This is a genomic window from Prosthecobacter algae (assembly GCF_039542385.1).
Classification (GTDB): domain Bacteria; phylum Verrucomicrobiota; class Verrucomicrobiia; order Verrucomicrobiales; family Verrucomicrobiaceae; genus Prosthecobacter; species Prosthecobacter algae.
The window spans coordinates 96,649-122,476 of record NZ_BAABIA010000008.1 but is presented as its reverse complement, the minus strand read 5'-3'; the positions used below and the strand labels follow the sequence as shown (position 1 = coordinate 122,476).

At 55.8% G+C, this 25,828-nt stretch carries 22 protein-coding genes; 15 read left to right on the top strand and 7 right to left on the bottom strand.

Annotated features, from left to right (window positions below):
* The first annotated feature begins 18 nt into the window (after nucleotides 1-18).
* Genes ABEB25_RS18465 through ABEB25_RS18450 form a run of 4 tightly spaced genes read left to right on the top strand, consistent with a single transcriptional unit; the run spans nucleotide 19 to nucleotide 4,623 of the window.
* Nucleotides 19-2,211, top strand: coding sequence for an exopolysaccharide transport family protein (locus ABEB25_RS18465; protein WP_345737911.1), 2,193 nt, complete (start codon nucleotides 19-21; stop codon nucleotides 2,209-2,211).
* An 18-nt stretch (nucleotides 2,212-2,229) separates the two neighbouring features.
* Nucleotides 2,230-2,793, top strand: a complete 564-nt coding sequence (locus tag ABEB25_RS18460) for a polysaccharide biosynthesis/export family protein (RefSeq protein WP_345737910.1) — start codon at nucleotides 2,230-2,232, stop codon at nucleotides 2,791-2,793.
* A gap of 5 nt (nucleotides 2,794-2,798) precedes the next feature.
* A complete protein-coding gene (locus ABEB25_RS18455; protein WP_345737909.1) occupies nucleotides 2,799-3,245 on the top strand; it encodes a YkgJ family cysteine cluster protein in 447 nt (148 codons plus the stop codon).
* 49 nt (nucleotides 3,246-3,294) lie between these two features.
* The gene (locus ABEB25_RS18450) at nucleotides 3,295-4,623 is read left to right on the top strand and encodes a c-type cytochrome domain-containing protein (protein WP_345737908.1); all 1,329 of its coding nucleotides are present in this window, start codon (nucleotides 3,295-3,297) and stop codon (nucleotides 4,621-4,623) included.
* Between the two features lies 1 nt (nucleotide 4,624).
* Here ABEB25_RS18450 and rtcR read toward each other — a convergent pair whose 3' ends face one another.
* Nucleotides 4,625-6,208, bottom strand: coding sequence for an RNA repair transcriptional activator RtcR (gene rtcR / locus ABEB25_RS18445; RefSeq protein WP_345737907.1), 1,584 nt, complete (start codon nucleotides 6,206-6,208; stop codon nucleotides 4,625-4,627).
* Nucleotides 6,209-6,701: 493 nt separating this feature from the next.
* Here rtcR and ABEB25_RS18440 point away from each other — a divergent pair, with 493 nt between their 5' ends.
* The 3 genes from ABEB25_RS18440 to ABEB25_RS18430 are packed head-to-tail and all read left to right on the top strand — an operon-like array spanning nucleotide 6,702 to nucleotide 9,519.
* Entirely contained in the window at nucleotides 6,702-7,436 is a 735-nt protein-coding gene (locus ABEB25_RS18440) for a slipin family protein (protein WP_345737906.1), read from the top strand.
* Nucleotides 7,437-7,492: 56 nt separating this feature from the next.
* Entirely contained in the window at nucleotides 7,493-8,035 is a 543-nt protein-coding gene (locus tag ABEB25_RS18435) for a hypothetical protein (protein ID WP_345737905.1), read from the top strand.
* On the top strand, nucleotides 8,032-9,519 hold the full coding sequence (locus ABEB25_RS18430) for an RtcB family protein (protein ID WP_345737904.1): 1,488 nt from the start codon (nucleotides 8,032-8,034) through the stop codon (nucleotides 9,517-9,519). Before ABEB25_RS18435 ends, ABEB25_RS18430 begins: the two co-directional genes overlap by 4 nt.
* Nucleotides 9,520-9,541: 22 nt before the next feature.
* Here the strand turns inward: ABEB25_RS18430 and ABEB25_RS18425 are convergent, their stop codons facing one another.
* Entirely contained in the window at nucleotides 9,542-10,042 is a 501-nt protein-coding gene (locus ABEB25_RS18425; protein ID WP_345737903.1) for a putative polyvalent protein kinase domain-containing protein, read from the bottom strand.
* 216 nt (nucleotides 10,043-10,258) lie between these two features.
* Here ABEB25_RS18425 and rtcA point away from each other — a divergent pair, with 216 nt between their 5' ends.
* The 4 genes from rtcA (at nucleotide 10,259) to trxA (ending at nucleotide 14,878) form a co-directional block, all read left to right on the top strand.
* Nucleotides 10,259-11,299 carry an RNA 3'-terminal phosphate cyclase gene (gene rtcA / locus ABEB25_RS18420; protein ID WP_345737902.1) on the top strand — a complete coding sequence of 347 codons (1,041 nt, stop codon included), beginning with the start codon at nucleotides 10,259-10,261 and terminating at the stop codon, nucleotides 11,297-11,299.
* A gap of 67 nt (nucleotides 11,300-11,366) precedes the next feature.
* On the top strand, nucleotides 11,367-13,064 hold the full coding sequence (locus tag ABEB25_RS18415; protein ID WP_345737900.1) for a phosphopantetheine-binding protein: 1,698 nt from the start codon (nucleotides 11,367-11,369) through the stop codon (nucleotides 13,062-13,064).
* 78 nt (nucleotides 13,065-13,142) lie between these two features.
* Nucleotides 13,143-14,432: an ATP-dependent 6-phosphofructokinase gene (locus ABEB25_RS18410; protein WP_345737899.1), complete on the top strand. Its 1,290-nt coding sequence runs from the start codon at nucleotides 13,143-13,145 to the stop codon at nucleotides 14,430-14,432.
* Between the two features lie 50 nt (nucleotides 14,433-14,482).
* Entirely contained in the window at nucleotides 14,483-14,878 is a 396-nt protein-coding gene (gene trxA / locus ABEB25_RS18405) for a thioredoxin (RefSeq protein WP_345737898.1), read from the top strand.
* Between the two features lies 1 nt (nucleotide 14,879).
* On the opposite strand, the gene ABEB25_RS18400 is transcribed toward trxA, so the two are convergent.
* From ABEB25_RS18400 to ABEB25_RS18380, 5 genes are read right to left on the bottom strand one after another with little or no spacing between them, the layout of a single operon-like run.
* Nucleotides 14,880-15,320, bottom strand: a complete 441-nt coding sequence (locus tag ABEB25_RS18400; RefSeq protein ID WP_345737897.1) for a hypothetical protein — start codon at nucleotides 15,318-15,320, stop codon at nucleotides 14,880-14,882.
* Nucleotides 15,321-15,347: 27 nt separating this feature from the next.
* The gene (locus ABEB25_RS18395) at nucleotides 15,348-16,790 is read right to left on the bottom strand and encodes a DUF1501 domain-containing protein (RefSeq protein WP_345737896.1); all 1,443 of its coding nucleotides are present in this window, start codon (nucleotides 16,788-16,790) and stop codon (nucleotides 15,348-15,350) included.
* Nucleotides 16,791-16,813: 23 nt separating this feature from the next.
* Complete coding sequence (locus tag ABEB25_RS18390) at nucleotides 16,814-17,116, bottom strand: type II toxin-antitoxin system RelE/ParE family toxin (protein WP_345737895.1); 303 nt, start codon at nucleotides 17,114-17,116, stop codon at nucleotides 16,814-16,816.
* Nucleotides 17,113-17,352: a hypothetical protein gene (locus ABEB25_RS18385; protein WP_345737894.1), complete on the bottom strand. Its 240-nt coding sequence runs from the start codon at nucleotides 17,350-17,352 to the stop codon at nucleotides 17,113-17,115. The genes ABEB25_RS18390 and ABEB25_RS18385 overlap by 4 nt, the downstream gene beginning before the upstream one ends.
* A 44-nt stretch (nucleotides 17,353-17,396) precedes the next feature.
* Entirely contained in the window at nucleotides 17,397-20,711 is a 3,315-nt protein-coding gene (locus ABEB25_RS18380) for a PSD1 and planctomycete cytochrome C domain-containing protein (RefSeq protein WP_345737892.1), read from the bottom strand.
* 169 nt (nucleotides 20,712-20,880) lie between these two features.
* On the opposite strand from ABEB25_RS18380, the gene ABEB25_RS18375 reads away from it, so the two are divergent.
* The 4 genes from ABEB25_RS18375 to ABEB25_RS18360 all read left to right on the top strand — a co-directional run bounded on the left by ABEB25_RS18375 (nucleotide 20,881) and on the right by ABEB25_RS18360 (nucleotide 25,711).
* Nucleotides 20,881-21,660, top strand: a complete 780-nt coding sequence (locus ABEB25_RS18375; RefSeq protein WP_345737891.1) for an ABC transporter ATP-binding protein — start codon at nucleotides 20,881-20,883, stop codon at nucleotides 21,658-21,660.
* 140 nt (nucleotides 21,661-21,800) lie between these two features.
* The gene (locus tag ABEB25_RS18370) at nucleotides 21,801-22,787 is read left to right on the top strand and encodes an AAA family ATPase (RefSeq protein ID WP_345737890.1); all 987 of its coding nucleotides are present in this window, start codon (nucleotides 21,801-21,803) and stop codon (nucleotides 22,785-22,787) included.
* On the top strand, nucleotides 22,784-25,186 hold the full coding sequence (locus tag ABEB25_RS18365; protein WP_345737889.1) for a S8 family peptidase: 2,403 nt from the start codon (nucleotides 22,784-22,786) through the stop codon (nucleotides 25,184-25,186). Before ABEB25_RS18370 ends, ABEB25_RS18365 begins: the two co-directional genes overlap by 4 nt.
* 63 nt (nucleotides 25,187-25,249) lie before the next feature.
* Nucleotides 25,250-25,711, top strand: coding sequence for a GNAT family N-acetyltransferase (locus tag ABEB25_RS18360; protein WP_345737888.1), 462 nt, complete (start codon nucleotides 25,250-25,252; stop codon nucleotides 25,709-25,711).
* The last annotated feature ends 117 nt before the right edge of the window (nucleotides 25,712-25,828 follow it).

The window sequence follows — 25,828 nt, the reverse complement described above, 5'->3', positions numbered from 1 at the left end:
CAGACAATCAACATTGTTATGCATGACACCGGAAACGAGCTTCAACAGCAGGCGCTAGATTCCTGGCAGGTCATTCGGAATCGTTTTGGCCTCATTATCCTGTCCTTTCTGCTCGTTTTTGCGACGGCTGCCATCATCACCTACATCATGCCACGCAAATATCGCGGGCTGGTGGAAATGAAGATCGAGCGCATGCAGACGAAGGTGCAGGTTTTCAAGGGAAGCACCGACGACTTCATGGCACCTAGTGATGTGGTGATCAAAAACGAATTTGAGAGCATCACCAAACCTGAAACACTCTATCCGGTGGTGGACAAGCTGGACCTACAGAAGCGCTGGTCCCTTCCGAACAGGCAGTCGGCCCTGGCCAAATTGCGCGGGAATCTTGACACGCAGTCAAGTGTGCGTTCGGACTTTGTCACCATCGAGTTCTATGATCAGGATCCCAATGTGGCTGCCGAAATCGCCAATGCGGTGGCTCAAAGTTACATGACGCGTCGTGTGGAAGTGGAGTCCAAACAGAAGAATGAGGCCCTGATCATGCTCGGCCAGCAGATCGCCGAACAAGAACAGTCGCGGGATCAAGCCCGACTGAAAATGCAGGAGGCAAAAAAGAAGGGCGGCATTGTTGGGGAGTGGTTTTCCAATGGGACCAATTCTACCACTCCGGGGGCCAATCTGCGGACCACGGAAGACTCCATGGTGGTGACTCGTGAGCAAGCGCTGTTGCAGGCGGAACTGGAAGTGCAGTCTCTCAGTGCGGAAATTGATGAGCTGAGCAAGCTCGAAGGAGATCAGCTCGTGGCACGTGCATCGGGCCTGAAATTGGAGAATACCAATGTTACCAGCATGATGGCCGACCTCAATAAGCTGCAGGTCACCCGTGAAGGTCTGGTCAATGCCGGGCGTGGGCGGAAGCATCCGGAGGTGGAGGGGGTGGACAGCCAGATTCTGCTTTCCAAACAGCTCATCCTTGATGCCGTCAAATCGCATCTTTCGGCTTTGCAGACTCGCATGGACTTCGCGATCAAGCGCCGTGCCTCCTTGCAAAGTTCCAACGAAGATGCAAAAAAAGGCATGCTGGATCAGCAGTCTGCCCAGAATGATTACAAGACGGCAGCCGATGAAGTGGCCTATATCGAGAGCCTGCTCCTGCAGCTCAAGTCCACCTATTTTCAGACCAAAGCGGAACTCGAGTTGGTGAAATCGCCCGCCACCATTTATGCTATCGCTACGCCAGAGGGCAAACCGGCCAAGCCGAATGTGGCGCTGAACCTGGCTCTGGGTGGCGTGCTGGGGCTGATGCTGGGGGTGGGCCTGGCCTTCTTCCTCGAGTACATGGATACCTCGGTGAAAAGCCTGGATGATGTGGAGCGGTTCCTCGGCGTGCCGGTCCTGGCGGTGATCCCCAAGGATGTCGCGGTGCTGCACCGGGCCAGCGGCTTTAATCCCGATGCCGAGGCCTATCGCATTCTGCGGACTAACATTGAGTTCAATCGGCGGAACCCGGATGCCAACTGCATCACGGTGACCAGTGGCGGGGCAGGGGAGGGCAAGTCCACCACGCTTTGCAACCTGGCCTTCGTTTGCGCCCAGGGCGGATACAGTGTCTTGCTCATCGATGCAGATCTGCGCCGTCCGCGGATGCACACGCTGTTTGACGTCAGCAACTCGGTGGGGCTCACCAATTTCCTCACCACGAATGTGCAGCTTGAGGAAGTAGTCGTGCGCACCCCGGTGGAAAATCTATACTTTCTGCCCAGCGGCATGCTGCCGGCGGACAGTGCCGGCGTGCTGAATTCCCAGCGCATGTCGGAACTCATTGCCGATGCCAAGAGCCGCTTTGACCTGGTGCTGATTGACTCACCGCCGATCCTCGGTGTCAGCGATGCGTCCGTTCTGGCCAATGAGGCTGATCTGACACTCATCGTGGTACAGCATCGGAAACTGCCGCGCCACATGCTGCTGCGGGTGAAGCAGACGGTAGAAAATGTAGGCGGCACTGTCCTGGGCGTGGTGCTGAACAATGTGGATCTCCGAAGCGATTCCCAATACCAGTATTACACCAGCTACTACACCTATTACTCGCCCGACAACATGGCGGCACCGGCGGACAAAAAACCGGAACGACGTAAAAAACAGTCCCCCACTGGCCAGCCCAACTCAGGGGTCGCTGCATCTTCGAACACTCCGCGAGGAGACCTTTTCTAATTCTCAGTCCTTTTGGTTATGAACAAATCGTTTTTACTTCTTCTGGCCTGCCTGGGGCTGCTCCGCCAGGCCTCCGCCCAGAGCGGCGAACTGCCTCTCCGGCCTGGAGACCGCATCACCATTTCCGTCGGGGCCATCCCGGATAACGAAGTGGCGCAGATCAAAGGTGTGTACACCATCAGTGATGGTGGGACGATCAATCTCCTGCACATTGGTGAAGTGCGTGCGCTCGGGCTGAAGCCCTCCGCTCTTCAGCGAACGATTGAGCAGACCTACATCAGTCGTGAAATCTACACCCGGCCTAACGTCCTGGTATCCATCGACGGTGTGGGCGATCCCACGATGCGACAAGTGATGGTGACGGGGGTCAACAAACCCGGAGCTGTGCCTTACAAACAGAACATGACACTTTCCCAGGCCATCATGACCGCAGGCGGTCCCACGCCCTTCGGCAGCATGAGAAAAGTGAAGCTCGTCCGTGCAGGTCGTGCCCCCACTGTTCATAATCTTTCCTCGGGCACTGGCAATCCCAGCGTGGATGTGCAGGTGCAGCCGGATGACCAAGTCATCGTGCCAGAGTAATCGCCGTGGCACGCAAGCAGCCTGACCCCGCCCTCCGCGCCACCTTGGATGAGGTGAAGGCCGTGTATGCGGAACTGGAAAAACGCCCCTTGCAGCGAGACTGCCAGATGCGCACCCAGTGCTGTCATTTCCGGCTGACCGGCAAGACGCCGTTCCTTACTTTGGGAGAAGCGATCTACGCGGCCCAGGGCGTGCGTGCCAGTGGGCGCAAGGTGATGAAACCGCATCCCGAGGGTGCTTGTCCCCTGTTGGGGAAAGAGGGGCGCTGTACCATCTATGCGCACCGTCCTTTCGGCTGTCGCACCCACTTTTGCCAGCCTGCGGGAGGGATGTATCCGCGCAAGCACATTGCCGACCTCATTCATCGGCTGGAGGCTCTGGATGAAAAACTGGGCGGCGATGGTTCACGTGAACTCGAGCCTGCGGTGGCGGATGCTCTGGATGACCGCTGACGGCACATTTCATCTGTTCAAAGTGTCGAGTGGCAGACGTTCTTTCTTCGTGAGGTTCATCATCGCCAGCTTTCTCGCTTCCAGTTCCGCCCTGGCTGCACCAGTTTCATTTTCGAAGCAGATCGCCCCCATTTTGGCAGGCCAATGCCTGGAATGTCACCGCGCCGAAAAGGCCAAAGGTGGCTATCGGCTCGACACCTTTGAGCAACTGCTCAAAACCGGGGATAGTGAAGAGGCTACTGTGGTTCCAGGCAAGGCGGAGGCTAGTGAGCTGTATGAACTCCTCGTTGTTCATGACGATTCAGACCGCATGCCCAAAAAGGCCGATGCCCTGCCGGAGAAAGACATCGCATTGATCCGTCAATGGATCAGTGAAGGGGCGAAGTATGATGGCTCCAATGCCCAGGCTTCCCTCACAAGTCTGCTACCGCAGAAGGTGGCGCAGACACTGGAGAAGTATCCGCGTCCCATCCCGGTAACGGCGCTCGCTTTGAATGGTGATGGCAAGGTGCTGGTGACCAGCGGTTACCATGAGGTGCTGAGCTGGGACCCGGCGACTGGTAAGATGCGCGGGCGGCTGGCAGGCATGCCGGAGCGGGTGCTTGGTCTCAGTTTTGTTCAGGGCGGCCCGTGGCTTGCAGTCGCCGGAGGCACCCCTGGGCGCAGTGGCGAAGTGTGGCTGGTAAACTACGCCAAACCTGCGGAGCGCAAGCGGCTGGCCCAAATGCGCGACTGTGCGCTGGATGCGGTGACGTCTCCCGATGGAAAGTATTTGGTCACCGCAGGGGCCGACAACCGGGTGCGCTGCTTTGCCCTGCCCGAAGGCAAGGAAATCTGGAACCTTGAGGCCCATGCGGACTGGATTCTTGGCTTAGCGATCAGTCCGGACGGCCAGCACGTGGCGACCGCCAGCCGCGACCGCACGGCTAAAGTCATGAAGACCGCCACGGGAGAAATTGAAGGCACCTTTACCGGCCACAGCGTGCCTGTGCTCAGCGTGGCCTTTGCCCCGGATGGCAAGGAAGTGATCTCTGGTGGCCAGGATGGTGAGGCCCGGCGCTGGACGCTAGATGGCACGGGAAAGAAGGATAGCACACTACGCCCGGCAGGCCGCACGGAAGTGCTGGCCCTGAGTTACCTGAACCAGGATACACCGATCACCGCCAGCGGCAGTGGGCAGGTCAGCGTGATTGATGCCAAGGCCCGAAAGACCAAAGCCCGGTTGGTCATGCATGGTGACCGGGTGAATGCCATGGCCCTCCTCGGGGGCGGTGATGGGCAGGCCGTCATCACAGCCAGTCATGATGGGGAGATCCGCATCACCCAGATGGTGGATAACAAGGAGTTGCGCAAATTTGTCGCCAGTCCTGGCTGGTGAATTATTTTACGCGCTCCCAGGTCAGGCCAAAACGGGTGAGGTATTTTTTGAGGCGGTCCGCATCGTTGGTCTTGGCTTTGCTCTCGCGAGAGATGGCAAAGAGTTTCCGGCCGGCATCGGAGAGGGTTTTGCTCTCGCGGCAGATGCCGAGCACATAGTCCAGTTGCACGAGGTCAAAGGGGTCGATCTGCGACCGCTCTTCATTGCTGAGGACGGAGTCCTGCCGCTGAGGTTCGCCTTCCTGCCACCCGTTCAGCAGGCGGGCTTTCTCCTGCTCCACACAGTCCACGGTGATGCGGCCTTTGGGGGCTAGGGTGGCCATGCGGGTGACGGCGGCGTTGAGGTCGCGGAAGTTGGCGTTCCATTTGGCCTCGGGGCTGCGAGCAAATTTGAGAAAGGCTTCACGAGCCTCTTTGTTGAAGCGCACTTGCCTGCGGTGAGATTTGGCAAAACGTTCTAGCTCAAAGTCCAGGTTGGCGCTGATGTCCTCGCGCCGCTCGGCCAGGCTGGGCAGGGTGAAGGTCCACAGATTGATGCGGGCGAGAAGATCGTCTCGAAATTTTCCCCCTTTCACCTCCGCACGCAGGTCGCGATTCGTGCCGGCGATGAGTTGGAAATCGCTGGAGACGGCCTTGTCAGCACCCAGTGGGAGAAAGGTTTTATCCTCCAGAGCACGCAGCAGCATCGCCTGTTCATCCAGGCCCAATTCGCCGATTTCATCCAAGAAGATCAGGCCTTTATCGGCCTCCTTTAGCAGACCGGGGCGGTCCGCTTGCGCACCCGTGAAGGCTCCCCGGCGATGACCAAACAGAGTGCTCATGGCTTGATCCCCGCGCAGGGTGGCACAGTTGACTTCGACAAACCTTCCGGTTAGGCCTGCGCGGGTAGCGCGTAGATCATAGATGCGTGAGGCCAGCAGGGACTTGCCCGCGCCAGTGGGGCCCATGATCAGCATGGGAGCCTTGGAATTCACGGACACGAGTTCGATCTGGCCGATGAGCTGGTTAAAGGTCTTGCTCTTGGTAGCAATGCCGCTCTTCAGGAAATCCAGCGTCTTTTCCTGCTCTTGGGCAAATCGCGTGGCCAGGCGATCATACTTGGAGAGGTCCAGATCAATGATCTCATAACGCCCAGCGGCAGTGGAGTCACGTCCTTCACGCCTAACGGGTGAAGTTTGCAAAAGACGGGCTGGGATGAAGTTCGCTTCATTCAGCAGGAACCAGCAGATCTGCGCCACATGCGTACCGGTGGTGAGATGGATGAGGTAGTCTTCCTTGTCCGTCTTGAACGCATAGTTGGTTATCAGGTCGTAGAGACCTTCGTAAACCTGCTGAAAATCCCAGGGATCGGCAAAAGAGACCTCGTGAACCTTCACCGCCGTTTCTGGTGATACTTGGCGGATGTCGGCAATGACCTGCTGGGCCATGTCCAGGAACTTGGGTTCCACAAGCAGTTCCATACGTGAAACGAGAAGATCCTCCTGCTGGCACATGGCCACGGTGGGCCGCCATCTGGACCACCGATCCGCCCCTTGAGCACGGTCCAGAGAACTGCCCAGGAAGCCAAAAACAACGGTGGATTTCATGAAAAAGAAAGACGGGATCAAATTCGCCCATGAAGATATTAAACACTTATCCAAAAAGATAAAATTTTATCTCAATGAATACATTATTGGATAATTATTGTTGAGACGTTTGGGAGGTTTGAAGACGGATAAAATTTTCTTTCCCTTATTCTATAAGGTTTCCAGCGTCATTCGGCACCTCCGTGCCAAAACTTGGCACGGTCCTGGCAATACTTCTCCTCGTTCTCCAACTCCATGCAGCAACCTGAGGCGATAGGCCGATGAACGCTGCGCATCGGTGAGGAGGTCAATGCCCCTGAAAAGGCACTACAACTCAAAAAACTCTTCCCGGATGGTCGGGGTGAAAGTCTGCTACGGCAGGCAGACACAACGGCCTGATGACTTTGCGAGCTGTCGGGTGTCGTGGCGAAAGCCGCCACGTTTGACCCCTTCAGTTCCCGTCATCGGTCCGCCGATCCAGCCGGGAGGAACCTCTTATAAAACTCTCTTTTTTATGACCACCTTCATTTCCATTTTCCGTCCTCTGGCCTCCCGTAGCTTTGTCGTTCAAGATCATCAAACGGCCCTGCATTTCAAAGATGGGCGTTACGTCGGACTGCTGGCTCCTGGTAAACATCGTTTCTGGACTTCGGGTCACGAAATGAAGTGTGTGGACATGCGTGCCCAAGCCATCCTGGTACAAGGGCAGGAGCTCCTGACCGCAGACCAAGTGGCGCTGAAAGTCAGCGCGTTGGCGACCTTTCAGGTGGTGGATGCTCTGGCGATGCATCGCGCGACTCAGGATGTGAGCAGCGCCCTTTATACCGACATCCAGCTTGCCCTTCGTCAGATTGTCGCTGCCGATGTTGCCGAGGTGTTCCTTCAACAGAAAGGGGATCACGGCACCAAGCTGCTTGCGCTAGTGGCGGTGAATGCTGAGGCCCTGGGGCTAAAAGTCGCTCGCGTGGACATCCGCGATGTGATGCTGCCAGCCGATCTCAAACGCAGCTTTATGTCTGCCCTCCAGCAGCGACAAGAAGCGCAAGCCGGACTCGAAAAAGCCCGTGCTGAAACGGCTGCTCTGCGCACCTTGGCCAATGCTGCCAAGCTGATGCGTGACAACCCCGAGTTGCTTCAACTCCGTTACTTGCAGACTCTGCAGGAAGTGGGAACCAGCGCGGGGAATACCCTGGTGCTGGGGCTGACGGATTATGGTAAGCTAACAGCTTCAGCGCCAGATAGACTCTAATTAAAAGACAATCAAAAAGGACTCTATTAGTTATTATAACAAGATATTAGATAATAATGAAATCGGAAATTATAACCAAGTTGGATGCAGCACAACGTCAATTGGATACATCCTTTCGTCTCTGGTTTCTGGAAGAAGATGTAGTTTCTGTTTTTACCCTCGCTGCTTCCGCACACCAAATCATTCATGACCTCAACCAGAGATTAAGAGGCGAAGATCTGCTTTTTGATTCACTAATCATCAAGGAAGAATTTCGTAATCAGTACGTCGCCCATTTAAAGCGGCCATGGAATTTCTTGAAGCACGCAGATAATGATCCCGACGGTGTTCTCAAGATAGATGAAAATTCAGTACACGACTTTTTTTTGTTTTCGGCAAAGGGCTTAAAACAGTTAGGCCAAAATACATCTGGGATAACGCTGGTATTTCTTCTCTGGTTTGGAATTCATTTTCCAAAGTATCTTCGATCAAAAGAGAAGTTCCTCGCTGACTTTGGAATTGATGAATCAATGGAGGATTCTCTAAAGGGGCTATCAAAGCCCGCCTTTCTTCACTACTGCACTTCACGATTATCATTAATTTCTCCAGATAAACAATGACCTCTCCTTTTCAAATCATCAACGAAGCTGAAGCCTTTATTCCTGCCCGCAATAATAAGGGCAAACCGATCACGGTGATCGGGACGGAGGCGATCCGAAATGGCTTTGACCAGACCTGCATTGAACAGGCGCTGAACTCGCGTTCGGCCCCTGGGGTGACGGACTTGGTTTTAAACCCGGATGCGCATGCCGGTTACGGAGCGCCAGTGGGCTGCGTGATGGCTTCGCCCACGCACATTTATCCAGGCCCGGTGGGTGTGGATATCAAGTGCTCCATGTCGCTTCTGCAGATGAACATTCCAGCGAGTGAGATCGTGGATCGCACGGTTCGCCGTCGTCTCATCGAGGCCATCGTGGCCCGCACCCCCACGGGGCCGGGGCGTGGTCAGCGTGAGGCGAAGAAGTCCCGCCTTGTCTCGGCGGCGCTCGGAGTGCAGGCCTGCACCGAGGGTGCGAGCCAGGCCGTGTGTGAGGCGCTGGGAATCCCTCCAGAGTGGGCGCTGCGCTGCGAAGACAGTGCGCACTATGGGCATGACGGAAACGTCTCCACCCTGCATGAGCGCCTGGACAAGATGCGTGCCTTCAATGCCTTCCCGAACTTTGAAAACAAGATGATGCAGCTCGGCTCTTACGGAGGTGGAAACCACTTCGGTGAGTGTGAGGTGGTGCAACTGGATGAAGACCCGGCGATGCGTGCGACGGCGGAGGTCTTTGGCCTTCAGGATGATCGTGTCGCCTTTCTCAGCCACTGCGGATCGCGCGGGTTTGGGAACATTTTGGCGCAGCGTCAGTTCAAGTCGCTGGAAGGTTTCTTCCGTACCTGGGGCCTGGATTTACCGGCGGGTGACAAGCAGCTTGTCTATGCACCGCTGGGGACGCCGGAGGCCAATGCGTATCTGGATGACATGGCGCTGGGGGCGAACTTCGCCACGGTGAACCACATGCTCATCAATGCGCTGGTGCTGGAGGCTTTCCAAGAAGTGCTGCCAGGAACCAAGGGACAACTGGTGTATTTCATCAGCCACAATATCGCACGTCAGGAAGTGGTGGATAACCAACTCTCCTGGGTGCATCGAAAGGGGGCGACCCGTGCGTTTCCTGGTGGCCACTATGCGCTGAAGGACACGCCGTTTGCTGCGACCGGTCACCCGATCTTGCTGCCAGGAAATCCACGCGATGGCTCGGTGGTGATGGTGGCAAAACCTGAGGCGGTGAAGAGCTGCTACAGCGTGAACCACGGGGCAGGCCGCTGCATGGGGCGCAAACACGCCTCCCGTGTACTGGACCAGAAAGCCGTGGATGCGGATTTCGAGTCTAACGACATCCTCTTCAATTCGCGCCAGTATCCGATCGATGAAGCGCCGAACGCTTATAAGGACTTTAAAGAGGTCCTTCGCAGCGTGGAGTCCGCCGGTCTTGCGCAGCAGGTGTGCAAGCTGAAGGCTCGCTTCGTGATCAAGGATGCCGCAGAGGCGGATGATTGAGTGAGTATGAACCCTCTATTTTTCATTGGATCAGAGCGGTCTTTAACAACTCCAGTGCGGGACGTGTTATGAGAAAATCAAAAGGCATGATCCCATTCGTCGTTAAAGCGGCGTTTTTTGGCTCAGCGTCGGAAATCAGCAGCCCATCTTCTTTTCGAAACCAAGCATCACCGAATCGAGTCTTATGTAACTTAAAACTACGCTCCAGCATGAACTGGCGGATTTCCGTCAGCGTCGGCGGTTTGCCGTGGTAAGCAGGCTGAGAGGTGATGATGCGTTGCGAACGGCCTTCGCCGCAAATGCCTTCGATTTGCCATCCGACAGCGAATTCCTCGTTTAGGAGGCGGATGCGCTCCAAATACTCACCCAATGTTGCAAAGCGGTCTGGACCGAATTTACGCCCGAACTCGCCTGCGTGTGTTGCCTTGATCACGCGAAGTTTGTCGTCCGAAAGCCAAACTTCATGCTCAGAGCCTCGGGTTTGGCCAAATCCCTTCGGAAGATGGGCAGGCTTCAGTTCCATCGTGAAAACCAGCGTTTCCAAAAAGGCATGGAAGAAGCTGTATCGCGTCCCACCGCCTCAAAAATCCGCAGTTGTGCTGCCCATTCCACATCGGTGAAAGGGCGCTGGTTTTTTAAATACTCAGCGACTCGCTGGCGATCTGCGGCACGCCTTTCATTAATGCTGGCAGGTATGGCTAACATCCCCTGAAACTACCTGAGTCCATTTTCTTTCGCAATGACCAAAACCAATTCCTCCCTCCTCCAAATCTCCGGTGAATCTGGCGGCGGGCAGTTGCTGCGTTCGGCGCTGTCGCTGTCCATGGTGACTGGGCAGCCGTTTCGGATGACGAACATCCGTGGCCAGCGGCCAACGCCGGGGCTGATGCGCCAGCACCTGACGTGTGTGAAGGCGGCGGCGGAGGTCTGCAACGCGGCGGTGGATGGCGCGGAGTTGGGCTCGGTGGAGCTGGTCTTTGCTCCGGGGGAAATCCGTGCTGGGAACTATGCCTTTAACATCGGCCGCGGGGGGAGTACGACGCTGGTCCTGCAAACGCTGCTGCCCGCCCTGCTGCATGCGGAAGGGGCGAGCACGCTGAGGATTGAGGGTGGGACACACAATCCTATGGCACCGCCGTTTGAGTTCATTGATGAGTGTTTCCTGCCAGTGCTACAAAGGATGGGGGTGAAGGCTGAGGTCGTCCTGGAGCGCCATGGTTTCATGCAAGCAGGTGGTGGGGTGCTGACGGCTAAGATTGCCCCGGTGAAAAAGTGGAAGAGACTGAAGCTGCTGGAGCGTGGGGAATTGCAGGAGTACTTTGGCCGGGTGCTGCATGCGCATCTGCATGGCGACATCGCCCAGCGGGAAATTTCGACAGCGGCAAAGGTGCTGGATTGGCCGGAGGAAAGGCTGGAACTGCGGTATGCCAATGACAGCGCGGGCCCTGGCAATGCGCTGCTGCTGGGCGCACGGTTTGCGAATGTGTGCGAGATCAGCACGGGCATCGCGCAGATGGGTAAGTCGGCGGAAGCTGTGGCTACAGGAGCGGCGAAGGGGCTGAAAAATTACCTAGCCTCTGAGGCAGCGGTGGGCGTGCATCTGGCTGATCAGTTGCTGCTGCCGCTGGCGCTGGCGGGCGGTGGAGAGTTCACCACCCTGACGCTGAGCAATCATGTGCAGACGAACATGACCCTCATCGAAAGGTTCCTCTCCGTGCAGTTTGCGGTGAATGAGAGGGCTGCGGGGGTGAAACACATCGAAGTACGGGCTGGGAAGTAGGTGGGGATACGTGTGCCTGCCCTTGACCCTGTGGCTGGTGCTTGTACGTTCCAGGCTTACCCCCGTAATGCCTGACGCCCCCACCCTGTCCCAACTCGAGCTGCGTGTGCTCGATCTCGTCCGTGACGAAGTCCTCCAAACACCGCCTGGTTTCGGCGTCAGTTCTGACCTCTTTGAGGCCGGTTTGGACTCGATGGCCATCATGCAGTTGCTGCTGCTTCTAGAGGAGCACTACGGCGTGGCCATTCCAGTGGGCAGCGTCTCACGGGCCAATTTTAAAACGGCGCAAACCATCGCCGCGCTGTTGGTGGAGCAAGGTTATGCCATCACCCAAGGCGGTGCGGAGGAGCCTGCACCCGCGCCCCCGCCCGAGCCTGTGGTCATCGTGCCCAAGGCCCCACCAGTGCCGGAAGAAAAATTTGATCGGTTGCCGCTGCGTGACTGTGATTTCTTCACGCATGCGTTTGATGAAATGCTGCGCCAGGCCGGGCAGGGTGGGCACATCGCCCGCTCCTTCATCGAGCTGGATCGTGCGCCCGATGTGGTGGCACTGAAGGAGCTGCTGGTGCGGTTGCAGAATTACTTTGCCTTTCCCATCCTGACGGCGCAGCTCAAGAAGCCGAGCTTCTTCTCGCTGCCTCTCTGGGTGCCTGCGACGAATCCGCGGCCCCTGGAATTGCAATTATGGTCCGACGAAAAATCGACAGGGACGCTGCTGTCGCATGGCGCGCAGAAGTTTGCCGATCTGCAAACGAAGCTGGATGACATCATCAATACCTCCCTGCCGCAGTATGAAGATGGGTGGATCAATGTGCGCTTTGACTTGGTGGAAAAAGCCGATGGCTCCTGCGTCTTTGTTTTCTCCTGGAGCCATCTCATCATGGACGGCATCGGTGCGGAGTTTTTCCTGCTGGAAATCAATCGTTTGTTAGGCGGGAAAAGTGAGCCGGTGCCTGGGTTTGACCTCACTGATCTGAAGGACCAGCGGGGCTGGGGGGAACGCTGGAAGACGGCGAAGGTGATGCCAGCTTTTTTTGATACGGTGATGAGTAAGTCTTTTGAGGCACTCGGCTCGGCCAAGCTCTCAGCAGGGCGGGCGCACTTCCAGGTCATCACCTTGACGGAGGAGCAGAGTGCAGAGGCAGCGCGCCGCAGTGCGGAGGTTTCGGGGCCGCTGATCAACATGCCGTTTCATTTGGCCTGTGCGATGCGGGCGCACCAGCGGGTGTTTGCCCATCGCGGGCAGAAGCCGGAGTCGCTGATGTGCTGTGTGCCTATCCAGGTGCGGCGGAAGGGTACCCGGGGCCCGCTTTTCCAAAATCACCTGACGATGTTTTTCTGCAATCTGGTGGCGGAGGATCTGACCACGCTGGATGCGGCGGCGCAGTCTCTGCACAAGCAGCACACGCGGTTCATCAAGGAAAAGATCGGCGATGCCTTTCGCGATCTGATGTGGATGATGAGGCCCATGCCGCCCAGCCTGCACATGCACTTCATCAACTGGCACATGAAGGGTAAATTCAGCTCCTTCTACCATTCGAATACGGGTGTCTTTGCGCCTGAGTTGACTCACTTTGGCGGGGCGCAGGTGACGAATGCCTATCACGTGCCCAGCTTTTCGGATCCTCCAGGAACGGGGGTCTTCACGAATGAGAAAAACGGTCGCCTGGTGCTGACGCTGTGCTGGCGTGCTGGTACCATGACGGAGGAGGAGCGGGCCATCTTCATTGGTCAACTGATGAGTGACCTGGGTGTGACCGCCTAAAACCCGTGACCCTAACGTTGCACAAAAAAGCCATCACGTCCTGTGCATGGCACCCGATGTGCTCTCTATTGACTGCCCATGCTGAATGTTGACATTTCCTCTCTTGGTCCCTGCCAGTTTCACTCGCCGCTGCATCAGATCGGCAGTGTTCAGGTGCCCTATAAGACCGAGGCTGACCGCATCCTCTACACCAATACGGTGCAGGGTCTGCAGCAACCGAACAGCGCGCTGAGCTTTGAGGAAGCAGGGCCGCGTGAGCAGATTTTCTTTGATCCTCCGCGCACGACCGTGGGCATTGTCACGTGTGGCGGCCTGTGCCCAGGGCTCAATGACATCATCCGTGGCATTGTGAACCAGTGCTACCGGCAGTATGGCATCAACCGGGTCTATGGTTTCCGTTATGGTTACGAAGGACTGGTGCAGCGCTATGGCCACACGCCCATCATGCTGAGACCCGAATCGGTGGCCCAGATCCATAACTTTGGCGGCACGATTCTGGGCAGTTCGCGCGGCCAGCAGCCGATCGGCGACATGGTGGACACGCTGGAGGATATGTCCGTGGACATCCTCTTTGTCATCGGTGGAGATGGCACCTTGCGGGGGGCTTCAGAGATTGCCAAGGAGATCGCCCGGCGCGGTCTGCGAAAGGCCATCGTGGGCATCCCCAAGACCATTGATAACGACATCATGTACCTGGACAAGAGCTTTGGTTTCGAGACTGCTTTTGCCGAGGCGGTGAATGCCGTCAAATGTGCCTACACCGAGGCCTGTGGCGCAGTCAATGGCATTGGCTTGCTGAAGCTGATGGGGCGCGACAGTGGTTTCATTGCTTGTTATGCGGCCCTGGCGGGCAGCAATGTGGACTTTGTACTGATTCCCGAAGTGAGCTTTACCATGGAGGGGACCTCTGGACTGCTTGAGGCCTTGCGCTATCGCGTGGCGAAACGGGGCAGCGCGGTCATCGTGGTGGCGGAAGGGGCGGGGCAGGAACTCTTCCAGGGAGATGGGGCCACCGATGCGAGCGGCAACAAACGCTATGGAGACATTGGTTTGTATCTCAAGGATCAGATCAATGCGTTCTTCAAGGACCGGCGCACGGAAGTGAATCTGAAGTACATCGACCCCAGTTACATCGTCCGCAGCGTGCCGGCGAATCCGCAGGACAATGTCTATTGCTCACGCTTGGCGCAATCGGCTGTTCATGCGGCAATGGCGGGCAAAACCTCAATGCTGGTTGGGCGCTGGCACAATGCCTTTGTGCATCTGCCGCTAGACATGGTGACTCATGGCCGCCGCAAGGTAGATCCTCACAGTGAGCTGTGGCACGCCGTGTTAGAAAGCACTGGCCAGCCTGCGATGATGAGCTGACTGCTCGCGAAAAATCATTGGCATCTGAGAAACATGCCGGACACTTTCTGATGAAGTCATCCAACATCGGACTTTGGATCGCAGGGGCTGCCATCGCTTGGTGTGCCTGGATCGTCCTGGACATGGCAGAGCCACTGAGTTCCCAGGGAACAGCATACTCCACCCTTCCTGAGGTGAAAAACGCCACGATGCCTGTGCTGGTGGAGTTTTATGCGGACTGGTGTGGCCCCTGTCGCAGCGTGGGCCCGGTGGTGGAGGATTTGTCCCGCGAAGTGGCGGGCCGTGCGAAGGTGGTACGGCTCGATGTGGACGCGGAAAGTGACCTGGCCGCCAGTCACGGCATCCGCAGCATTCCCACTTTCATTGCTTTCAAGGATGGCCGTGAAGTGGCGCGTGAGTCGGGGGCGATTTCCAAAGCCAAGATGCTGCAAATGCTGGGGCTCTAAATCAAAAATCACTGCCGCCCGATAGGCCTTTGATGACGGTGATGAGCGGAGCAAAAGTGCCTGCCCAGCAGAGGGCGGTGTGAATCACCAGCAAACCAGCGCAGATGAAGGACAGCCAAACGGAGGCGCGAATACTTTTCAGTGACCAGGGGACGATGAGGCTCAAACCCACCAATAGAAGCACCGAGCCTGGGGCAGCTAGCCCATCGCCAGCGCGACTCCATTTGATCAAGTTTTTGGTTAGGTCTGGGAGTTTATTTTTGTCTCCCAGCATGTTTTCAAAGATGATTTCAAACTGGTAGATGGAAGTGCAGGCTCGGAAGCTGATGTAGCCGAGGAAGAGGACCAGGAGAGTCCACATGAGTTTGACCACATGGCGCAACTCATTCACTTCGTGCCGCAGGGCGGCCACTTCGGCTTCAGCATGGAGGGGTTCACTCATACCTCATCACTGGCGGAGATCTGAATCTCAGGCGAGCAATTCCGGTACGATTTTGCAGTCTTCGACACCCGTGAGACGGAAGTCGAGGCCTGCATACTTGAAGGTGAACTTGGAGTGATCAAACCCAAGCGTGCGTAGCAGGGTGGCGTGCAGTTCATGCACGTGAACAGGTTTTTCCACCGCAGCAAAGCCGAATTCGTCCGTTGCGCCATGGGTATAACCACCTTTGACACCACCACCAGCCAGCCAGTTGGTGAAGCCGTAATGGTTGTGGTCGCGACCGCGCTGTTTGCCAGCGTTTGAGCCTGGAGTAGGCAGCTCCACGGCAGGTGTGCGGCCAAATTCACCGCCCCAGATCATGAGTGTGTCGTCAAAGAGGCCGCGCTGCTTCATGTCGGCCATGAAGGCGGCGATGGCTCCATCCACATCTTTGGCCAGGCGGGCGTGATCGAGGATTTCGTCATGGCTATCCCAGGGCTGGCCTGCTCCTGTCCAGAGCTGGATGAAACGCACGCCACGTTCCAGGAGGCGGCGGGCGATGAGGGTTTGGCGACCAAAATCATTTTCACCATAGGCCTTGCGGATGTGCTCAGGCTCCTTGCTGATGTCGAAGGCATCGGTCGCCTCCATCTGCATGCGATAGGCGAGTTCGTAGCTCTGGATGCGGGCATCAAGCTGCTGATCTTTGTCACGCTGGATGAGGTGATTGTGATTCATCTCATAAAGCAGGTCCAACTGGCGACGCTGCTGCTTCATGTCGAGGGAAGTGTTCTTGATGAACTCGACCAGCTTATCCACATCCGTGTTCTCGGTATTGATGTAGGTGCCTTGGTAAATGCTGGGGAGGAAGGCGGACTGCCAGTTTTTGGTACGACGCGTGGGCATGCCTTTCGGGCACATGGAGATGTAGCCGGGCAGGTTTTCATTTTCAGAGCCTAGACCATACGTCACCCAAGAGCCGAAGCTGGGGCGGTGCAGGCGGCCATCGCCGGTGTTCATGAGGCCCAGGGAAGGCTCATGGTTAGGCACGTCGGCCTGCATGGAGCGGATGACGCAGAGGTCATCTGCAAACTGAGCCGTCCGGGAGAAGATATCACTGACTTCCAGGCCGCACTGGCCATACTTTTGAAACTTGAAGGGGGACTTCAGGCCCGCACCCGTCGGGCGCTCGGTCTTGAGCGACATGTTCGGCAGGGCCTTGCCATCATACTTATCCAGCATGGGCTTAGGATCGAACGTATCCACCTGCGAAGGGCCGCCATTCATGAAGAAGTGGATCACCCGCTTCGCGGTTGGCTCGAAGTGCGGCTGGCGCACACCGAAGGGGTTAGTGGCATTCAGTGCGGCCTGGGCCTTGCCAGCGCCCATGAGATCTCCCAAGGCCATGGACCCCAGGCCCATGCCAAGACGACCGAGGAGCTGCCTGCGTGTGAGGAAGTGATGTTCGAGATTGGGGGCGTGATGAGACATGGGGGGAACAATTAAATTTGAGGCTAAGAACGGTTCAGACCGTGGGAAGGGTGGCGTTTGTCGTGTTTGATAATCAGGATGCGAATTTCATCAGCGATTTCGTTCACTTCGTAGATGAAGTGGTGATTGTATCTCTTGATATTAGCACGTCGTTTGTCTGAACTGTTGGTTAACGGAGGAAAGTGATAAGGGTTAGTTCTGGCCTTGGTCAGTGTTTGCTGGAATTCTTTTTCAAACTGATCTGCGACACGTTCTGAAATGCTTTCAAGATAGGTTAAGATCTCGTCATAGTCGGTCTTTGCGGCTTCGTGATAAGCTACTTTCATGAAACCCGTCGTTGCAGTTTGGCTTGTTGGACGCCAGCCCAAAATTCTTCTTCACTCAACAGGCTGGCTTTCCCTGTTTTAAGCTCTTCAGACCGCTGCTCGGCCAGAGCCAGTTCAGCGGCTTCTGCTTCGTCTTCGTCCTCGGCGGCGGTCGTGATCTGCAGCCACTCGGAAAGCTCCAGACGCTCTTCATAGCTGAGTTCTGCGATCTGTTCACGAATGTGGGCGATGGACATGAGGACCTCCGGGTTTGGGTGTGAGTGAGAAATAGAATACGAAATCAATCCACAAATTGGAACTCATTGGACATCATGAGCACCTGAGCAAGCTGGGCCAGAGGAGTCTGGGCTTTCGCGCGGTTGATCGGCCAGCCTTCGGGACCGCAGAAGTCAGTATCGGCACGGGTGATGGGGCTCAGGTGGCCATCGGCCTCCACAAGTTCGATCTTGGGTGCCCAGGTGTAGCTGTCGCTGTCGGTGTTTTTGTTTTCGGATTCGACGACAAAGCTAAGGACCTCATCCTGGCTGACTTCCAGGTCGGCGGTGATGTCCACGCTGCTGGCGGGTTTGATCAGCTCCTCACGGATTTTCCCAGCGCGGCTCGAGATGATCCAGACACGCACACCGTTGCCTCTTTCACTGGCGCGTTTGATGACACCGCTGATGCGGATTTTCTGGCCCTCAAAGGGGGAAGTCCACTGCATGACCGATGGCCAGGAGTGGCCCGGGTGGCCATTGCCTGCGCCGATGTAGAGGTGGCCAAATTCCTTGGAAGGATGCACCTTCTCAGGCGTCCAGCGGAAGGTGCTCTGGCCGACCTTACCGTAGTGGGGCAGGGGCTCAAACCCACCCAGGCTGACCTTGCCCGTGGCGGCATCTTTTTCCACCTGGCCCCAGCCGTAACGCCAGACAAAGGCAGCAGCTCGGCGGCTGAGGCCGTCCGCGTCATTGCAAAAGCGCTGCGCCATCTCCACTTCCTCCGGGCGCGCATCCCGGCGCAGCACGCGGTGGTAGAGGGCTTGCACCGATTCTGAATCCACGGTGCTGCCTTTCACGGGTGTGGCAGCGGCTAGCTTGGTGGAGCGCTGCTGCATGAAAGGGCTGTTCATCAGGAACAGGGCCTGCTGCGGCACGGTGGTGACGTACCGGATGGGGCTGTGGTTGTCCGGATTGGCGAAGTCGAACATGGCAGGCACGGTGGCCTGCTCATACCGGTCCACCAAAAGGTAGAGGCTGCGGCGGCTGTCGGCCTCCTTGTCCTTGAGTTCCAGGGCGCGCCCCCCGATCTTAGACGGATTTAGATCCCCAGCCACCTGCAACATGGCATCGCGCATGGACTCATAGTCCAGGCGCTGGCGGTTCTGACGGCTGAGGAGTTCATTGTCCGCATCCTTGAGATTTTTTTCAGGGCTGACTTTAGCAGCCTGCTGGTAAGTGCGGCTGCTGAGGATGCGCTGGTGCAGTTTTTTGAGGCTCCAGCCTTCTTCCATGAAAGTGGCGGCGAGGTAGTCCAAAACGTCCTGCTGCACGGGTTTGTCCGTCTGCACGCCGAAGTCACTGGTCTGCCCAACCAAAGGTTTGCCAAAATGCTGGGCCCACACGCGGTTCACGATGACGCGGGCGGTGAGGGGATTGTCCTTGCTAGTGATTTTCTGCGCCAGTTCCAGGCGGCCGCTGCCTTCCTTGAAAATCTCGCCGCCAAACATGGTCAGCCAGCCGCGTGGGGCCACCGCGCCTCGGCGGCTCGGATTGCCACGGATGAAGATGCTCACGTCGGCAGGTTTGGGTTTATCCAGCATGACCATGGCACGCGGTGGGGCACCAGGGTGTTCAGTCTCCAATTTCACTCGTGCATTGGAGGTCTTGACCATCTGAGTGAGGTCTTTGCGAGTGAAGAAGACCTGGGCCTGATCCAGCGGAACAGACATGGGGCTGGGGGCTGTCTGGAGGATCTCACGCACTTGCTTCCAGTCCGCATTATCCGGCTCTTTGCCCGCGAGGCAGGTGTTGAAGATGTCTGCATACAGCGCGGCCACTTCGTTGAAGTTTTTGGGTGCTGGGCGCTTGGCCAATTCATTCCGTGGTACGGCGTTCAGGCCACGCTCGGGTTTGATCATGGCCGCGACGACGGCAGGCGCCTTGGCGGCAAACTGATCCGCAGGGAGGTCAGCGAATTCTTTCCACGCGATCATCACCGGATGTGGCTTGTCCTTCAGGGCGTGACGCTTGAGGAAGTCTCCCCATTGATCGGCCACTTTGTCGCGCAGCTTGAGCTGGCCTGCACGACCCTTCAGCGTGTTGCGATCTTTAATGGTCGCGGCTTCCTGCGCAAAGGCCAGGTACTCGGTGATGCGCTCTGGATGGCGGATCTCATCATAGACCTGTTTTTTGAAGTCCAATTCCTCTTTGGTGATGGCAGCCACCTTGGCATCATAGTCCTTGATGTCGGCCTCATTGGCGGCTTTGCCGATGATGGGCATGGCTTCATTGGCAGGCTCTTCGCTGCTGTTGAAGATGGAGTAGAGTGCGTAGTAGTCGCGGGCGGGGATGGGATCAAATTTGTGATCGTGGCAGCGTGCGCAACCGACGGTTAGGCCCAGCATGCCGCGCGTCACGGCGTCGATGCGGTCATCGGTCTGCAAGTCCTTATTGCTGATGAAGCGGTCCCCCACATTCAGGTAGGCAAGCGCCGCGAGATGGGGATCATTTTGGCCCGCAGGCACCATCTTATCCGCCGCGAGCTGATACATCAAAAACTTGTCATACGGCATGTCGTCATTCAGCGACTTTACCACCCAGTCCCGGTAGGTGTAGGCATAAGGGTAGCGGTTGTTTTTACCCGCGACTTGGTAGCCATCGGTATCGGCATAACGGGCCACATCCAGCCACACCCGTGCCCAGCGCTCGCCGTAGGCAGGGGAGGCGAGAAGCCTGCCCACCAGAGCATCCGTGGCGGCCTGGGCATTTTTGGCGGAGGCCTGTTCAAAGGCCTTCACCTCCTCATAAGTAGGCTGCAAACCGGTGAGGGTGACGTGGATGCGGCGGCACAGCGTGGCGGCGTCCGCAGCCGGGGCAAAGTCGAGTCCCGCTGCTTTGAGTTTGGTGGCCACCATCGCATCTACCGTACCCGCAGGTTTTTTCACGGGCTGGAAGGCCCAGTGCTGCATGGGATCTGCCTTCGCTGCCCCATGGGCCACTTCTTTCTCTTCCGGCCAGGGCAGGCCCATCTGCACCCATTTTTCCAGGGCAGCGATGTCGGCCGCCTTCAGCTTGTCGCCCTTTTTCGGCATGGCCTCCACGCCGGCTGCGTGGTTGATGGCCTTGATCATTTTGGAGGCAGCCGGGTTGCCCGGTTCCACCACTTTGCCGTAGTCACTGCCGCGCAGGATGGCGCTGCGCAGATCCATGCGGAGGCCGTTTTCGTGCTTGTGGCTGCCGTGGCAGTTGTAGCAATTTTCCGCCAGCACTGGTCGAACGCTTTTCTCAAAAAATTCGATCTGCTCCGGCGGGAAGGTGTCGGCAGCAGCGGCCAAAGAACCAGCGACGGCGAAACTGCCGCCGAGGAGCCGGAGGAAAAATGGAGTCTGGGAAGTCATCTGAGGGGGGGTTCGATGAAGCAGCGGGCTACTCTCAACGTCTGGAAAATACGCTGATCGAGGTGGAAAATACGCGCAGCCCGCGTGCCACCTTGCACCAGGATGGCCGGATCTTCAATCTTGCGTTGCGCTTTGCAGCCTGCGGATTGCCGCGCTACAGACTCCGCTCATGTCCTCCGTCTTACGTGTTCAAAAAGCCACTTTCGTCCGTGGCGGCCGCCGCATTCTCAAAGGCATCGACTGGGAGGTCCAGGCTGGCCAGCACTGGTGCGTCCTGGGGCCGAACGGCTGTGGCAAGACCTCCCTCATCAATCTCATCACGGGCTACGAACCCGCCACCAGCGGCGACATCCAGATCGGCGAGGACCAGTTCGGCAACAGCGACTGGCGTGAGGTGCGCAAGCGCGTCGGCCTCGTCACCAACACCCTCACCACCTTCATCGAGCCCGGCGAGCCCGTCATCAACGTCATCGCCAGCGGGCGCGAGGCGAAACTGAACCTCTGGCAGGCCCCGCCCGCCGCCTGGCAGCGCCAGGCCGCCACCCTGCTCAAGGCCACCGGCAGCCCGCACCTGCGGAAAAGCCTCTGGGGCACCCTCTCCCAGGGCGAGCGCCAAAAAGTCCTCATCTGCCGCGCCCTCATGGCCCAGTTCACCGTCCTCATCCTGGACGAGCCCTGCGCCGGCCTCGACCCCGTCGCCCGCGAGCATTTTCTCCAATGGATGGCCGAAATCGCCACCTGGCCCGAGTCCCCCTCCCTCGTCATGGTCACCCACCATGTGGAAGAAATCCTCCCCTGCCTCACCCACGTCCTGCTTTTAAAGAATGGCCAAGTCCACAGCCAAGGCGAAAAAGCCGACATCCTCACCAGCGAATCCCTCAGCGAAATCTACGGCGCCCCCGTGGAACTGGAAGAACGCGGCGACAGGTATGCGTTGGTCGTGGGGTGAGTTCTGAATCGAACAGCCAATACCGTTTGAAGACCTTTCATCTGCTGTGGTAATACTGCGACGAGCTTGCGGCTTCGCGAAATTTGGCTTATAAAACTAGCAAAATGGCCCTGACTGAACTCGTCGATAATTTGCGTGGCATGATCATTTCCTATGCGGGACGCGATGATGATGCTTTTCGTCGTAATACCGAGGCTATCATTCGCTCGTTATCAGTGCAAAATCGGGCAAGTGAAGCCAGAACTCTCCGTGAAGCACTGAGACCTGTGAGCAGCAAAGCTGGAGATATACGGTCTGGTCAGTCGACTAACGTTTCTGTTTCTGTCCTTACACGACAAAGCCCCGGCCTTATTTCTTTTTTACCTCAGATGAGGAAACGAACCCTTGTGTTTCCTGAACAGACTCAGAAATCGGTGGATGAGGTGTTGTTAGAATTCCGCGCATCAGATAAGCTTGCGGAGGCTGGCTTGTCGCCACGCAGAAAACTACTTTTTTGGGGGCCTCCAGGCTGCGGAAAGACAGCAACAGCTCAATGGCTTGCGGCCGAACTGGGTTTGCCCTGTGGTATTGTTCGGCTTGCAAGTTTAATTAGTAGTTATGTAGGCGAAACTGGCGCAAATCTTCAGCGTGTATTGCAAATGGCGGATCAGACGCCGATGGTTTTGCTACTAGACGAAGCCGATGCGATTGCCAAGTCACGAGATGCTGAAAACGATGTGGGTGAGATGAGAAGAGTTGTGAATGCGTTGCTCCAAGGCTTAGATGCATGCACATCTAGACACAGCATTGTAATTCTAGCGTCTAATCATACGCATCTATTTGACGAGGCCCTTTGGCGTCGTTTTGACGATGTTGTGGAGTTTCCATTACCTTCACTGACTGAGCGTTTGAAACTCCTTCGTCACCTGACAAGCGGGCTTAAGCTAAAAGGAAGTCTTCCAACAGTGGCGAAAAATTTGGCGGGACGTTCATACGCTGAGCTGGAACGTGCGGTTTTTGAAGTCGCGAAGAGTTCTATTTTAAATGAAAGAGATTCGATCCCCGCTTCAGAAATTGCGGCTGCTTCGGGACGCCTTCAAAACAAAGTTTCAGCCGCTATGCGGCGGAAGAAGCCCCATTCAAGATGAACCCTGAACTTCCGCCGTTACCGCTTTCCTCCCCTCAAACTCGACGCCGTAGACAACAACGGCAATCTTTTGCGAAATACATTCCTATTCCTGCGGAGCAACGTCGTGCGATAGCAAGACGATTAATTCAAGAAGTCACAGCGGTTAAGGAAGCCATTCGGACCCTCTCACTTGAGCAGCGGAGAGCTGTTATTTTGAAACTCCAGCATGACCGTTACCTTACTTCTAAAGATTTGGCTGGCACGGACCTCTGCTTCGTAGGACAACCTGGAGACAACGAAAGTCTAGTTGCCCCCAGAGATACGGAGTTAGTTAAGCTGGGCAACCGTGCTCAACAATTAGAGGATGGAGAGAATAAAGCTATACTTCAATCTCCTGGGGTCCTAACCAAAGTTCAGAAGATTGAAATTGCAGATCCCAAGGAACGGCTTTCTGATGTTTTCCATCAAAGCTACAGAGATTTAATCACCCAAGAACATGTCATCTATGAAATTGAGGTTTCCAGTCAGGCGATATTAAAAAAATCGCGCACCAGAGAAGTTCAAGATACTATTTCGGAAATTCGGCGGACGCTTGCTGGTGTTCATGGGGCGGTTTATGACTGCGACTTCCAAGAGGATGGGGCGAAACTAATGCTCTGGAGCACTGGTGAAAAGTTGCAGGAGTTAGTAGAACATGGAAAATGGTGGAGACTTATAACTCATTTCGATCTGCGACCAAAATTTCAGACGTTTAAAGAGGTCTTTGAAAAATTCAGTGTAGATAAGGTCAGTATGAGTCCGCCTCAGGAAACTGACGAGACTATCTGTGTGATTGATAGTGGCGTTGCGGCTGGAAATCCGTTCCTGCGCGCTGTTGTAAAGGCTGATGAAAGCAGATCGTGGGTCTATGGGGCGTCACCGACTGAGGATCCATATAATCATGGGTCAGGTGTCGCTTCACTGGCCTCATATTATAATTTGGCCATTGATGAAGGTGGATCTAATGTTGCGGAGGCTTGGATTGTTAGTGCCCGAATTATGACGGATCAGGGTGAATTGGACATTCCTGCCCATGACGATCTGGCACAAGATCGCAGGAATCAGGCTTGGCTGTTGTCGAATATTCTACGTGAAATCGTTGAGAAGTATCAGCCTAAAGGCGTCCGGATTTTCGTTTTGGCTTTCCAAATGATAGGTCATATCTGGAGTCGGGCCACACGCCGACAGGTGGCTAGAAGTGCATGGATTGCGCGCACGATTGATCAGCTGAGTAGAGAATATGATGTGATTTTTTGCACAATAACAGGAAACATTACGGCTTCAGAAGCGCAGGAGCTTAGTGATAATAATAATACAGGCTACCCGAAGTATCTGCTCCATCCACTTGCTAAGTTACACGACCCAGGTCCCGCCGTTTTAGCAATTGCAAGTGGTTCGATAGCAAACTCTGCCCATATTCAAGGGGCAGATTATGGCATAATCGCTCAAATCGATCAACCATCTCCATTCACGCGGTCAGGCCCTGGATTTGGTAATTCAGTTAAACCGGACCTGGTGGAGTATGGGGGCAGTTTAGTCCAACATTTAAGTAGTGGATTTTTTGCGCAGAACATGGGTACTAATGTCGTGGTTGCCAGCAACCAATTAACTCCAGCATTGTGTCGCAATCATGGTACAAGCTTTGCAGCACCTCGAACTGCTTTTCATGTCGCTAAAATTTTACGTGATTTGAAGTCGCTCGGGATTCACCCAAGCAACCCATTGCTTCGCGCTTTTGTGGCATCATCGGTTTGGGACATTAATATTCCTGATGGTATTGGAGCTAATGATGTTCTGGCTTTGGCCGGCTTTGGCCGTCCCAATAGTGATCGGGCTTTATTGTGCGAAGGGCATTCCGTTGTTCTCTACTGGCAGGGAGAAGTGGAGGCTGATTCGACTGTAATATTCAAGCTCCATATCCCTTCGGAAATCAGTATTGTCGGACCTACCAAGAAACGAATCACGGTTACTGTCGCGTCTGCACCCCCAGTTCAAAAATGGGGCGTGACAGAATATCTTGGAACAGAACTGAAGTTTTGGCTATATGAAGGCGATAATTCTCCCGATGAAATTATGGCACAACACCAGCTGGAGGAAGGTGAAGAAAATGTAAAACCTTCACAGAGCATGACTCCATTTCAGGGTATCAGCGGTATTAATAGGAGGAGTGTAGGTGCTCTTCAACGAGATGTATTCGAGTGGAATCGTCATGTTGAGAGCTTGAGCACGAATGACTATACCCTGGTAGTTTCAGTCCCGATCCGTGCACGGTGGATGAATTCAGGTTTAATCCCCTTGGCCGTGGTAGTTAGAATCGAAGAGACTTCCGGCCAGTTCGTGCAGCTCTATTCACGGATTCGAGAGCGCGTTCGCGTTTAGATAAGATGCCATTCATGCCAGGCAAACAGTACAACCTTCTCTCAAGAAGACACCAACCGCTGCATGATGATTCGACGATACCAACCCGGTGATGAGAGCGCCATCTGGGACGTTTATTTCCGGGCGACCCACGAATCCAATTCGCGCGATTATCATGCCGATCTGCTCAACCGATGGGCTCCGGCACATCAGGACATGAGGGAGTGGCGCCAGCGTTGCATTCAGAAGAATCCTTTCGTGGCGATCATCGAAGATCGAATTGTGGGAATGGCAGAACTCGAAGAGGATGGCTTCGTGGACTGTTTTTACGTGAGTCCTGATTTCCAAGGACAAGGAGTTGGCTCCAAGATGCTCGCGAGAATTGAATCCGAGGCGGTCGAGATGAACCTCTCCGAACTGACGGCTGATGTCAGCCTGACGGCGAAGGAATTCTTCGAGTCACGGGGGTTCATCGTCACAGAAGCTCGATCAAATGTGATTATAGGCCATCTCGCTCCTAATTTCGCGATGTCCAAGCGCCTCTGAATACGGTGTGAATTAGCCCATCACCCGATACCTCTAAGCCGAAAATTCCACCACCGGCTCTTTCAGCGCATTCACCAACGTTGTAATAGAACTAGGTGTTTTACCTCGTTGCCACAG